10 protein-coding genes are annotated in these 13,272 nt (G+C 54.9%); 4 read left to right on the top strand and 6 right to left on the bottom strand.

Annotated elements, in window-relative coordinates; all coding sequences use genetic code 11:
* Window positions 1–73: 73 nt before the first annotated feature.
* The 6 genes from RS584_RS03985 to hrpB all read right to left on the bottom strand — a co-directional run bounded on the left by RS584_RS03985 (window position 74) and on the right by hrpB (window position 10,338).
* A complete protein-coding gene (locus RS584_RS03985) occupies window positions 74–1,081 on the bottom strand; it encodes a fimbrial protein (protein ID WP_315748977.1) in 1,008 nt (335 codons plus the stop codon).
* A 13-nt stretch (window positions 1,082–1,094) separates the two neighbouring features.
* Window positions 1,095–3,572: a fimbria/pilus outer membrane usher protein gene (locus RS584_RS03980; protein WP_315748976.1), complete on the bottom strand. Its 2,478-nt coding sequence runs from the start codon at window positions 3,570–3,572 to the stop codon at window positions 1,095–1,097.
* 20 nt (window positions 3,573–3,592) lie between these two features.
* Window positions 3,593–4,306 carry a molecular chaperone gene (locus RS584_RS03975; RefSeq protein ID WP_193041416.1) on the bottom strand — a complete coding sequence of 238 codons (714 nt, stop codon included), beginning with the start codon at window positions 4,304–4,306 and terminating at the stop codon, window positions 3,593–3,595.
* Between the two features lie 43 nt (window positions 4,307–4,349).
* Window positions 4,350–4,958: a fimbrial protein gene (locus RS584_RS03970; RefSeq protein WP_193041417.1), complete on the bottom strand. Its 609-nt coding sequence runs from the start codon at window positions 4,956–4,958 to the stop codon at window positions 4,350–4,352.
* A 272-nt stretch (window positions 4,959–5,230) separates the two neighbouring features.
* Window positions 5,231–7,756, bottom strand: coding sequence for a bifunctional glycosyl transferase/transpeptidase (gene mrcB, locus RS584_RS03965; RefSeq protein WP_193041418.1), 2,526 nt, complete (start codon window positions 7,754–7,756; stop codon window positions 5,231–5,233).
* Window positions 7,757–7,908: 152 nt separating this feature from the next.
* Window positions 7,909–10,338 (bottom strand): ATP-dependent helicase HrpB, encoded by a 2,430-nt coding sequence (hrpB, locus tag RS584_RS03960; protein ID WP_315748972.1) that lies wholly within the window; start codon window positions 10,336–10,338, stop codon window positions 7,909–7,911.
* Between the two features lie 73 nt (window positions 10,339–10,411).
* On the opposite strand from hrpB, the gene thpR reads away from it, so the two are divergent.
* From thpR to gluQRS, 4 genes are all read left to right on the top strand, one after another.
* Window positions 10,412–10,966, top strand: a complete 555-nt coding sequence (thpR, locus tag RS584_RS03955; protein WP_003856249.1) for an RNA 2',3'-cyclic phosphodiesterase — start codon at window positions 10,412–10,414, stop codon at window positions 10,964–10,966.
* Window positions 10,956–11,660, top strand: a complete 705-nt coding sequence (gene sfsA, locus RS584_RS03950) for a DNA/RNA nuclease SfsA (protein ID WP_193041420.1) — start codon at window positions 10,956–10,958, stop codon at window positions 11,658–11,660. Before thpR ends, sfsA begins: the two co-directional genes overlap by 11 nt.
* Window positions 11,661–11,836: 176 nt before the next feature.
* Entirely contained in the window at window positions 11,837–12,292 is a 456-nt protein-coding gene (gene dksA / locus RS584_RS03945; RefSeq protein ID WP_001155232.1) for an RNA polymerase-binding protein DksA, read from the top strand.
* A gap of 59 nt (window positions 12,293–12,351) precedes the next feature.
* Entirely contained in the window at window positions 12,352–13,242 is an 891-nt protein-coding gene (gene gluQRS / locus RS584_RS03940; RefSeq protein WP_193041421.1) for a tRNA glutamyl-Q(34) synthetase GluQRS, read from the top strand.
* The last annotated feature ends 30 nt before the right edge of the window (window positions 13,243–13,272 follow it).

Below are 13,272 nucleotides of genomic sequence, written 5' to 3'. Positions count from 1 at the left end.
AACCAGATGAAAATAGAGGGTTAATGAAGTTAGCGGAATGATCGCTAAAGCCCGCCGAAACGGGCCGGAGGGCTTAACGATAGAAGAGTTCGAAAGTCGCGACGGCGTCGACTTTCCCGGCTTTAACCTCTCCCGTTTTGATGTAACGGGCTTTGAGAGGGATCTCAACCGGGACGTTGTCCTGAGTACGAGTTATCGCCGTATAGCTTTGGTCGAACTGCAACACCGTGTCGTTCTTGTCGAGGATTTGAATACCGACACCTCTCGCTGCACTATCGCCGTCGGCGATAGAAAGAATGTTTCCATCGGTCACCCCGGTTGATCCTGCACTAGTGAACTGGTAGTCCACCTTCGTCCCCGCCGCACAGTCGGTAATATTAATTTTGAAGGCACTGTCTGTCAGAATATCGGAATACTGTCCGTCGAAATCCTGTGTATTTACGGTCTTAAGCGGAACATAAATATTCTTATCAACCAGATTACAGGTGTTGGTCGTAATGTGAACACTGGTAGGTGAAAACCTCATCTCACCGATGACGACGCCCCCTAACTCGTCCTGAGCGGTTAATCGGGAAGTATCCAGGTAGCCCTCTTCCACATCACCAATCACAACCAACTGTGCAATCGCACGAAATATTGACTTGTTCTTAGACGAACCGTGAGTCATACCGATATAGCGCCACGGGCGAGTTAAATTATCTTCGATGTAATTGGGAAACTGCTCGTTAGATGACGCCGTGCGGATCCCGATGCCAGGCACATTGGTTTTATACACGCCAGGCAGAACATCTTCGCGTGCATCTGCGTCCGTTAGCGTCAAATACCCCCGACGGATTATCTCATCAGAGCCTGAGCACCTCACGGTGATCTCTTTGCTTTCAACATTATCTTCGTAAATCACCGTGCCGACTGGCGTGTCAGGTTCGAGAACAATCACGGCTGGAAGCGGGAACGTGACTATGCCATCACTCTCTCCCCCGCCGCTGAAGGTACACGTAGCAAAAGCCGGATGAAAGAAAGCACTCAGCACCAGTAAAAAAGCGGCCCGAAGGTAAGGTATCATAGAAAAACGTTGACTCATTTTGTCACCTGACTCACTTACAATTTACTGTGGTTTTAACGATCCCTGATGGGCTGTCGACAGGTACATCAATCATGCCCTGGCATTGTTGTTCCGGCGTTTCCCCCCACTGCACGCTGAATGCCGTTTTGCCACGAAGCCCTGAGAGATAGACCTCCCCCTCATCCCCCACGATTGCCGTAGTGTTATCAAGCGCTATAACAGCGCCAAAGGGAACCACTTTTCCCTGTCGTAATAAGGTCACCAGGGCACGCTGCCCAACGCGAGCATCAAAGGTGGCGGATACCGCGGCACCTTTCGTGGGCACAAGATCCTGTGTCGCCGCGTCAATATCAATATCTTCCCGATCCTGAGTATTCACTGTGAGAATATTGTGCCGGTAGGCCGTCAGGGAGGGAACAATCGCATTGCCAAAGCGGTCGGTATAAATCCCTCGCCCGTTTTGTACTTTGACGTTATCGCCATCTTTGATATGGACAATGGCAAAGGCATCGCGGACGGATTGCCCCAGGGTTACTCCATGTTCATGCGCAACAATTGAACCCTGCGCGCTGTAGTTCCACTGTCGGTTATCGCCCCCGTAGTTATACCCCAGCCCGACATCACCGGCAGATCCCCGGTAGCGCCCGGATACACTGCCGCCATAGCCAGTATCGTGACTGGCATAGGTCTGCTGGAGGTTATAGCTGAGGTTATTGTTCTCAAGTGCCGTGCCGCCGATCCCTACCTGATGCGAAACGAATCCACCGCTGGCAGTGTTGACGCTGTAAGTTGACCAGGCGTTCGCTAACCAGCGTGAAAGAGGTACGTTGACCATCAACGCCATTTGCCGATCGGTATTGGCGTCCGGCGTACGCGTCAGGCTGTAGCTTACCGACCAGGTTATACCGCGCCAGCCGGAGCTTAGCCCCGCACTGACGCTGCGCTCGTGTCCTGCCATGTTCCAGTAATCCTGCTGATAGCCATTAAGGTAAGCCGATCCCCAGTCGGAAACGCGTTGGGAAAGATTAACCTGCATGCGGCTGCGCCGATTATTGGTTCGCCGATAGGTATAAATCCCGTCGTCAATCTCGCTGTCACGCTGGTCGACAGCTTCCTGAAAGGTATAAAACCCAGAGGTGGAATAACGGTAGCTGGCAAGCGTCACGGTGGTGTCTGTATCCGGAATATCCCTGGAATACTGCGCACGCCATGACATCCCGCGGGCATCATCTCGTCCATCATCAAAAGCCGTACGGGCGGCGGTCACATCCACGGATGCCGATCCGAAACGGCCAAGATCGGCGCCTGTTCCCGCCAGCATAGCCTGATACAGCGATGCACCAAGCGCGCCGACGTAAGTCGTTACGCCATAAGGCAGGCCGTAGATGACCGTCCCTTGCAGAAAAGGGGGCTCATCCTCACCTTCATTACCGCGATAACGCCCTGCCGCCAGCGAATATTTAAATGCCCCTTCCCGCTGTAGCACCGGAACCGATGCACTGGCCTGGATGAAGCTGTGTTCGCTACCGTCGGCCTCTTCCACCGTCACCTCCAGATCCGCACCGGATGTGACCTGGCTTAAATCGCGGATCTCAAATGGCCCCGGAGAGACGTTGCTTTGATAAATGGTGTAACCGTTTTGCCTGATGGTGACCTTTGCATCGCTATTTGCTATGCCACGCACCACGGGAGCAAACCCCTGCTGGCTGGTGGGCAGCATGGAAGTATCCGTTTCCAGCTTCACGCCGGTCATTTGGACGCTGTCGAAAAGCTCGCCGTTAGTGTACGTCTGGCCTATCTCAAGCTGACTTTGCAGGGTTTTGATATCACGTTGCAGCGTACTGGCGATTGCATCCCAACCGGCGTTGTCACTCCAGGTGCTGTTGTTACGCAACCGCCACGCCCCGAGGTTGATCCCTGACTCCAGGCCAAGCCATGCAGATGACGTTTTACCAGTACGGTAGTGCTGCTGAGAGCCACTGAACTGGTAGCTTGTCCAGGCGGCGGGAGCACCGTCATCCCAGAATTTCGGGTTGATAGCCCCAGCCGCAGCCTGATCGCGGTATTTTTGCGGGATCACCAGCTTGAGCGTCTGATTATCCTGGTCGTAATCGTAGCGGGAATTATCAATAAAATGGGAGATGTCATCGATTTTCGCTGCATCATCCAGATCTTTCATGTCCGGGATCGTGTCGACTTTTACCCCTAATGCACGCAGATCCGCTTTGGTCAGCTCCGGTAACAGGCGCTGCTTATCGTCAGACAAGATCCAACTCACCGTGCGTTTATCCAGAACATCCCGATCCCACATAATGGTCGTCAGAAAGTTTCCGGGCAGTAGGCCATTATCATTGATGAAATTTTTTAGCGTTGAGGTGTTTTCCAGCGGAGTGTCCATCTCAAGGATCCGCAGGTTAAATTCGTCATCTGCACTCACAGGCTGGATCATCGCGAGCAGCGCTAACGCGATTCCCTTCAGAACCTGTTTGTAGAGTGGAGATGACGACATAGGGTACCAGCATTGTGTGTTTAAAGAGCCTGCTTGCGCTGGGGGGTTTGCGCGCCGAAATCGCTAATAGCAGTCCACGTCACAGGCCCGTTTGCAGATTGAGGCACAGAAAAATATTGCTCGCTGAAAGGTGCGACCATCATTGAAATCGCCCCCGGCGTGGTTTTTGTGTCAGTCACAGGGACACTTTTCCCGCCCACGGCCAACTCGCCAAAGGAGACGTAAAACGGCGTTGGGTTTTTCGCAATGAGCTTGTTACCCTGGCGGAGGAACGTGATTTTTTCATAGGCCTGTAGGGCATCGGCTTCTTTCAAATCAGCAGGGCGCCAGAACAGCTTCAGACGCGTTTTCATCGCGAATTGCAGCGTATTCTTGTCTTTTAAGTCAGGTGATAACGCCGAGACGGATTTCACATTCGCCAGAAATAAAGATTCGCGATCTGCGGGCAGATTTTTTTTATCGCCGGTAAAAATGATGTGCAAAAGGGTCTGACGATTTTCCTGTAATTTATAGACAGGCGGCGTAATGATGAAAGGTGCTTTTGCATCGTTGGGGTAACTCACCCAGCTTTGCACCAGATATCGAGTATGAGGGTCTTTATTTTTGAGTGCTATTTGTACTTCGGATTTATTCGATGGATAAATAATTCGCGTGCCACCGAGAACCACACTTGCCTGTACTGAACAGCAAGAGATAATCAAACATCCACCTAACAATTTTAATAAATAATTCATACTACGTTCCAGAAGGCAGCCCTTTCAGGCTGCCAAAATAGATTTAGCGATAAACAACCTCGAACGTTGCAGATGAGGAGTAGTGACCTGCTGTTGGTTTGTTATCACCAACCTGAATAACTTTCGCGGTGTAATTAAAGACAGATGCTGTGGCGCCAGTGGCATCGTTCGCAACATCGGTACCGGCTTCCGGTTCTGATCCGTTGAAAACCACGTCCCCCTTAGTCCCATTTTCATTACTGACAATGATGCCAACGTTGGTCGCATTGCCAGCGCCGTCAAGATCGTTCTTCAGGCGCTTGTATTCCGCATCCGTTGTGGTGCCACTGAACTTGAGGTTCAGTTTGGCAACCAGCGGATCACATTTTTTCACTTCAATCTTAAAGGCCTTCGACGTCCCGACCTGACCGTCAGTACCAAAATCAGAAGGATAAGTATCTGCAAATGTGACGGTGGAAGTATTGGACCCCGAGCCATCAACATCAATTTCACAGGTATCCGCCACAATTTTTCCGGCGAAATTTACCGTGCCAGAATCATTCGCTGCAAATACCGGCAGAGAAAGTGCAGCCATAAACGTGCTGGCCAGCACCGTTGAAACAACATATTTACTCATAACAATATCCTTATATGTGATGATGAAGATATCCATTCTTGATATATACAAAAATGTTGGGAAGTCCTCTAAGGAATATCCTGTGAGGTCAGTAAATTTCTGGAGAGGATTTAATCAGATTATTCTTCATCGCGTCTAGATCACAAAAAGGCAATACTAAGGAAAACGGTTGCAACTTTCTGTTTTAGATTAAAAAAAGCAAAAATTAATAATTCTACATTTTAAATTTAATAATTTTAAATATAAATGAATGTAAATATAAAAAAAGGCCGCTTAATCATTAAGCGGCCTTTTATTCAGGAAACTAATTAGTTTCCGCCAAACATGTCCTTGATCCAGCCGGCGACACCGTCGCTGTCTTTCTTCTCATTCTGCTGCTGCGGCTGTTGCTGCTGCGGCTGATGGGGTTGAGAAGACTGATCGAACGGGTTACCTGTTGGTTCTTCTGGCTGACTTTGCTGGCACAGCGCATCCGGGTTAGTCGTCCAGACCGGCAGCGTACGCATCCCGCCACCGCAGATAAAGTTGCCCGATGCGTCCACGCCCATATCAACGATATCTTCCGGGGCAACCAGGTTCAGCGGCACCGGAGACTGGTTGGCCAGGTAGCGCTGGTAAATCGACATCGCACCGCTCGCGCCATACAGTTTGGTCGGCTGGTTGTTATCGCGCCCCACCCAGGTGATGACCACTTCACGACCATCAATACCGGCGAACCAGGTATCGACGTTGTTGTTGGTGGTCCCGGTTTTACCCGCCAGATGCAGGCCCGGATACTTCGCTCCCAGCTGACGGCCGGTACCGCGCTGGACAACCTGCTGCATGGTCCACAGCGTCATATAGGCCGCCTGCGCCGGAACAGCACGCTCAGCCTGCGGGAAGCTCTGATACAGCACGGAACCATCTTCGGCAATCACCGAACGCAGAGCGGAAAGCGGAGCACGGTTACCGCCGCTGGCGATGGTCTGGAACGCCTGCGCCACTTCGATTGGCGTCAGGTTAAGCGCCCCCAGAATCATCGCTGGCACCGGGTGCAGCTGATCTTTCGGTACCCCCAGCTTCTGCCAGGTGTCGGTGATGGCCGGCAGGCCCAGCGCCATTCCGAGGTTAACCGTTGGCACGTTCATCGAGCGGGTTAACGCATCCACCAGCATGACCTGGCCGCTGAACTGTCTGTCATCGTTCTGCGGTGACCATACCTGGCCGTTAGGCTGGCGCAGGGAAATTGGCGCATCGGCAATCCAGGTATTCAGGCGATAAAGATTCGGCTGGCTCAGCGCGGTCAGATAGGTCGCCGGTTTTGCCAGTGAACCTATTGAACGGCGCGCCTGCATGGCACGGTTGTAACCCGCAAACTGCGGCTCAGCACCGCCCACCATGGCACGAACTTCGCCGGTGTTACGGTCCACCACTACCATCGCGGTTTCCAGATCGCTCAGCTTACGCTGTTTTTTCAGCGCCGGAATACCTTCTACCGCCGCTTTTTCTGCGGCGTCCTGTGCCACGGAGTCAAAGGTGGTAAAGATCTTCACGCCGGAGAGATCTTTCACTTTATCTCCGAGCTTAGACTGCAACTCCTGACGCACCATCTGCATAAAGGCAGGCTGCGGAGAAATCACCCCACCACGCGGCTGAACGCCCAGCGGACGCGCGCTCAGCATGTCGTACAGCTCCTGGTCAATCACCTGCTGTTGTTGCAGCAGACGCAGCACCAGGTTACGACGCTCCAGCGCCAGTTTCGGGTTACGCCACGGGTTGTAGATCGACGCGCCTTTCACCATGCCCACCAGCAGCGCCTGCTGGTCAAGGCTCAGCTCTTCTACCGGACGGCCAAAGTAGTACAGGCTCGCCAGCGGGAAGCCGCGGATCTCGTTATCACCGCTCTGACCGAGGTACACCTCGTTCATGTACAGCTCAAGAATACGATCCTTGCTGTAGCGTGCATCCATCAGCACGGCCATGTACGCTTCGTTGGCTTTACGCCAGTAAGAGCGCTCGCTGGAGAGGAACAGGTTTTTCACCAGCTGCTGGGTCAGGGTACTTGCCCCCTGCACCGTACGCCCGGCGGTCAGGTTCGCCAGTACCGCACGACCAATGGAGTAAAGGCTAATACCGTCATGCTCGTAGAAGTGGCGGTCTTCGGTTGCCAGCAGGGTATCTACCAGCAGATCCGGGAAGCCGTTACGCGCCACGAACAGGCGCTGTTCGCCGTTTGCGGACGACAGCATGGTGATGAGACGTGGATCGAGACGGAAGAAACCGAACTGGCGATCGTTATCCATGTTCTCAATGGTTTCCAGGCGATCGCCGTCAAAGGTCAGACGCGCGCGCACCTGCCCTTCTTTACTGTCCGGGAAGTCGAACGGACGGCGGATCATCTCAATGCTTTTCGCCTGGACGGTAAATTCACCCGGACGGGTCATTTTCGTGACCTGACGATACTGCGTGGCTTGCAGCAGCTTCACCATCTCGTTCTTGCTGATGGACATGTCCGGCTCAAGGTTCACCATGCGGCCGTACACTGCCGCAGGCAATTGCCAGACTTTCCCGTCGATACGGCTGCGGATCTTCTGATCCAGATAAACGCCGTAAATCGCGATCAGGACAACAAAAACAATGAACAGCTTCAGCAGCAGCCAGAACCAGCCGCGCTTCCCACGAGGCTTACGCCCTTTGCCTTTCCCTTTACGCGGCATCGGTTCTTCATCCTCATAATCGTCTTCATAGTCATCGTCATACTCCTCATCTCTGAGGCGACGACGGCTTACCTTTTCTTTCGCCGGACGCGTCGGCTTTCCCTTACGTCCTATTGGCTCGCGGTCATTCCCCGCCATGCTTTTTCTCCGCAACATTCAGGCGCAAAGGCCAGATTTTCTTATCTTGCACAGGTCAGTGAAAGAAGAAATCTCTCAAAGTTTGTTTCTCCCTCTCCCTGTGGGAGAGGGCTGGGGTGAGGGCATCAGGCCGCACTCCCCTTTTCGATCCATTACGAATATTTCTTCGTGCGCCGCGTCGGCGCGGTATTCGCCGGATCGTCCGGCCAGACGTGTTTGGGATATCGCCCTTTCATCTCTTTCTGCACTTCACGATAGCTCCCCGCCCAGAACGCCCCCAGATCGCGGGTGATCTGCAAGGGACGATGCGCAGGCGAAAGCAGCTCAAGCACTAACGGCACGCGCCCTTCAGCGATGGACGGCGTGGTGGCCTCACCAAACATCTCCTGCATCCGAACCGCCAGCGCCGGCGGATTATCCTCATGATAACGAATGGCAATCCGGCTCCCGGTTGGCACAGTGTAATGCCCAGGCAGTTCACTATCCAGACGTTGACGTAACGACCAGTCCAGTAAATTCTGTAACGCTGCCTTAACATCAAGCGCCTTCAGGGCGCGCAGCGAGTGTACGCCGCTCATCTGCGGCAACAGCCACTGTTCAAGCGTCGCGAGCAGCGTCTCATCATCCACCGCTGGCCACCCCTGTTCCGGCAGCCACTTCGCGGCGCAGTGCAGGCGAATGCGATACTGTTCGGCGTCCGGCGTCCAGTTCAGTACGCTCAGCCCTTTTTCCCGAATGCCGTTCAGCATCGCCTGGTGTAACTCTTCCTCCGACGGCTTCGCCAGCGGTTTCGTCCCGAGCGTCAGTTTGCCAATCTGGCTACGACGGAACGCCTTCAGCGTGCCCTGGGCATCATCCCATTCCAAGATGTCAGATTGCTGAAGCAGCTGCGGGCAGGCACGCGTCAGCGCGTCAATATCCACGGCAACCGCCTGTAAAATACGCGCGTCCGGGGAGTGGCTGCCCTGGAGCAAGAGCGGCGCGATCAGCCATTCGTGACGCGTCAGGGCGTCATCGCTGTCCAGCATCGCGCCCATCCCATTTGCCAGCTGATAGCGACCATCCAGCCCGCGACGGCGAGCGATCCTGTCCGGGAAGGCCTGGGCCAGCAGAGGGATAACTTTATCGCTGTCAGGCGAACCGCCCCGGCAATTCAGGCGTTTACACAGCTGCTGCGCGCGTTGTTGCCAGTTTCCCTGATGGCGAGAAAAGGCCTGTCCCAGATCGCTGCTGCCACCGCGCGGCGGCTCCTCAAGAATAGCCGCCAGTTTTGCCGCCGTGGCAATTTCATCGTCGCCCTGTGCTGCCACCAGCATTGCCGCCAGACGCGGATCGTTGCCAAGCGCCGCCATTTTCTGACCGCGCGCCGTCAGTCGCTCGCCTTCCAGCGCGCCAAGCTGGGTCAGCAGGCTGCGCGCGGCGGAAAGGTTCACGACAGGCGGAGGATTAAGCCAGGTGAGCTGGTCAGGGTCCGGGCAGCCCCACTGCATCAGATCCATCACCAGCCCGGAGAGATCGCTTTGTAAAATCTCAGGCGTGCTCTGCAATGCCGCACGCTCCGCCTGCTCGGCGCTGGTTAAATGCAGGCAAATACCCGGCTCAAGACGCCCTGCTCGCCCTGCGCGCTGCACCATTGAGGCCTGGCTGATGCGCTGCGTCAGTAGCCTGGTCAGCCCGGTACGCGGATCAAAACTGGCCACCCTCTCCTGCGTACTGTCCACCACCAGGCGAATGCCTTCGATGGTCAAACTGGTTTCCGCGATATTGGTTGCCAGCACCACTTTGCGCTGCCCCGCCGGTGCGGGAAGGATCGCCTTGCGCTGGTCAGCCAACGGCAGCGCGCCGTAGAGCGGGCACAGCATAACGTCACTGTTCACCCGGGATGCCAGCTGCTCCTGTACGCGCTGGATTTCGCCTACGCCGGGTAAAAACAGCAGCAGCGAGCCGGGTTCCTGACGGAGCAATTCGGCGGTGGCGATGGCAACCGCTTCGTCAAAACGCTGATGGGCAGGCAGCGGCTGATAGCGGCGCTCGACCGGGAACGCACGCCCTTCAGAGGAGATCATCGGCGCGTCAGGGAGCGTCTGCCGGAGCCGCTCGTTATCCAGCGTCGCCGACATAATCAGCAACCGAAGGTCGTCGCGCAGCCCCTGCTGAACGTCGAGCAGCAGCGCAAGGGCCAGATCGGCCTGGAGGCTGCGCTCGTGAAATTCATCAAGGATCACCAGCCCGACGCCGGTCAGCTCCGGATCGTTTTGCAGCATACGGGTGAGAATACCTTCGGTGACCACCTCCAGCCGCGTGGACGGTCCAACGCAGGTTTCGGCGCGCATCCGGTACCCTACCGTCTCGCCCGGTTTTTCATTCAGCAGTTCCGCCAGGCGCTGCGCCACATTGCGCGCGGCCAGCCTGCGTGGCTCCAGCAGGATAATTTTCCCGCTGATGCTCCCCTCGCGCAGAATTTGCAGGGGCAGCCAGGTGGATTTACCCGCTCCGGTGGGCGCGCTGAGCAAAACCTGTGGCGCATGTTCTAAGGCTGCGAGAAGCTCAGGAAGGACGACGGCGACGGGCAAAGAGGACACTTACGGCTCCAGAGGGTTAACATTAATCGGCGTACATTGTAGCATCGGCGCATATCATTACCGAGTCTTGCGCATGTCTGAGTCAAAACGGCTATTCTTCGCCATTGAATTACCCACCACGCTTCAACGGCAGATTGTTCGCTGGCGCGCCAGCCACTTCCCCGCGGAAGCGGGCCGCCCCGTCGTCGCCGCCAATATGCACCTGACGTTAGCCTTTCTTGGTGAAGTAAGCGCTGAAAAGCAGCGCGCGTTAAGCGCAATGGCCGGACGCATTTCGCAGCCGGGGTTTACGCTGCATCTTGACGATGCCGGGCAATGGCTGCGCTCTCGGGTGGTCTGGCTGGGGACGCGGCAGCCCCCTCGCGGCCTGCTCCAGCTCGCAAACATGCTGCGGGCGCAGGCCGCGCGCAGCGGCTGCTATCAGAGCCCGCAGCCGTTTCATCCCCACATTACCCTGCTGCGCGATGCGGGTCAGGCCGTTGCCATCCCGCCACCGGGCTTTCACTGGTCCTTTCAGGTGAATGAATTTGCGCTGTACGAATCTGCCTTTGTACAAGGACGCACCCGCTATACTCCGCTCCAGCGCTGGACGCTGGGCGACACGTTAAGGAATCCTGATGAAGTTTAGCCCTGCACTCCAGCCCGCTACGCTGATCCAGCGTTACAAACGCTTTCTCGCTGACGTGATCACGCCTGAGGGCGAAACGCTCACGCTGCACTGCCCCAACACCGGCGCCATGACCGGTTGCGCCACGCCGGGTGACACGGTCTGGTATTCCACATCAGAAAATACTAAACGCAAATATCCTCATACCTGGGAAATGACCGAGACGCAAAGCGGGGCATTTATTTGCGTTAATACCCTGCGCGCAAATCAGCTGGTTAAGGAAGCCCTGACAAATGGAATGCTTCCTGAACTGGTGGGTTACGGCACGCAAAAAAGCGAAGTGAAATATGGCGATGAAGGCAGCAGAATTGATTTTATGTTACAGGCGGAAGACCGCCCTGAGTGCTATATTGAAGTGAAATCAGTGACGTTAGCGGAACAGGAAAACGGCTTCTTTCCGGATGCGGTAACGCTACGTGGCCAGAAGCATCTGCGAGAGCTAATGAGTGTAGCGGCGGCGGGCAAGCGCGCCGTGTTGCTGTTTGCGGTTCTGCATTCAGCCATTGAACGCTTTTCCCCGGCCCGTCATATTGATCCTACATACGCGCAATTGTTGAATGAGGCACAAAAGCAGGGGGTGGAGATTTTCGCTTATAAAGCGGAACTTTCTGCCGATAATATGACTCTGAGATCCTCTCTTCCCATTGTCTTATAAGGGATTAGACGATTGACTAATAAGTGTTCTGGCCGCGTGCGCAAATACGCTTTTCCTCACAGGGTTGTCAAGTGTTACGTTTAGATAATTGCCATACGGAAAAGCATCTGCTATTTATAGCGACCTGATTTTTCCCCCAACACGGGGATCGATAGTGCGTGTTAAGGAGAAGCAACATGCAAGAAGGGCAAAACCGTAAAACATCGTCCCTGAGTATTCTCGCCATCGCTGGGGTGGAGCCGTATCAAGAGAAGCCGGGCGAAGAGTATATGAACGAAGCCCAGCTGTCGCACTTCAAGCGTATTCTTGAAGCATGGCGTAATCAACTCAGGGATGAAGTCGATCGCACCGTTACACATATGCAGGATGAAGCTGCTAACTTCCCGGACCCGGTCGACCGTGCCGCTCAGGAAGAAGAGTTCAGCCTCGAACTGCGTAACCGTGACCGCGAGCGCAAACTGATCAAAAAGATCGAAAAAACGCTGAAGAAGGTCGAGGACGAAGATTTTGGCTACTGCGAATCCTGCGGTGTTGAAATCGGTATTCGTCGCCTGGAAGCGCGTCCAACAGCCGATCTGTGCATCGACTGTAAAACGCTGGCAGAAATCCGCGAAAAACAGATGGCCGGCTAACGCCTGCCCTCTCACTACTCAGCTAAGGCGGGAGTCTCTCCCGCCTTGTTACCGTTGATATGTCTGAATCTCACTATATCGGGCGCTTTGCGCCATCTCCCTCCGGTGAATTACACTTCGGCTCATTAATTGCCGCGCTCGGCAGCTACCTACAGGCTCGCGCCCGTCAGGGTCAATGGCTGGTCCGCATTGAAGATATCGATCCTCCACGTGAAGTTCCCGGTGCAGCAGAAACTATTCTGCGTCAGCTGGAACATTACGGTCTTCACTGGGACGGCGACATACTCTGGCAGTCTCAACGCCATGATGCCTACCGTGAACGTCTGGCGTGGCTTGCTGAACAGGGCCTTTCCTATAACTGTACCTGCACGCGGGCGCGAATTCAGAGCGTGGGTGGCGTTTACGACGGCCACTGCCGTACGCGGCACAACGGTCCTGAGAATGCCGCCGTGCGGCTGATACAGCGTTCTCCGGTGACGCAGTTTACCGACGTACTCTCAGGAACAATTCAGGCGGATGAACGCCTGGCGCGTGAAGATTTTATTATTCACCGTCGTGATGGTTTGTTTGCCTATAACCTGGCGGTGGTTATCGATGACCATTTCCAGGGCGTTACGGAAATCGTGCGCGGGGCGGATCTGGTTGAGCCTACCGTGCGGCAAATATCGCTTTACCAGCAGTTTGGCTGGGCGGTGCCGGATTACATCCATCTGCCGCTGGCAGTCAATGAACAGGGAAATAAGCTATCGAAACAGAATCATGCCCCGGCGCTGCCTGACGGCGATCCGCGCCCGGTTTTGATCGACGCGCTGCGATTTCTCAACCAGAATGTAACGCAGGAATGGCAGGATCTGAGTCTGGATGAATTGCTGAAAACGGCCATTGCTGACTGGGCGCTTATGGCCGTGCCAAAAATCCAGCATTCTCAAATGCGTTGCGCTGAGCTATGATTAGCCGCTTTTTTGATAACAAAACACACT

This window comes from Enterobacter sp. DTU_2021_1002640_1_SI_PRY_ASU_LCPMC_013, assembly GCF_032389435.1.
GTDB lineage: Bacteria > Pseudomonadota > Gammaproteobacteria > Enterobacterales > Enterobacteriaceae > Enterobacter > Enterobacter hormaechei_C.
This window is presented reverse-complemented; position numbering and strand designations above follow the sequence as displayed.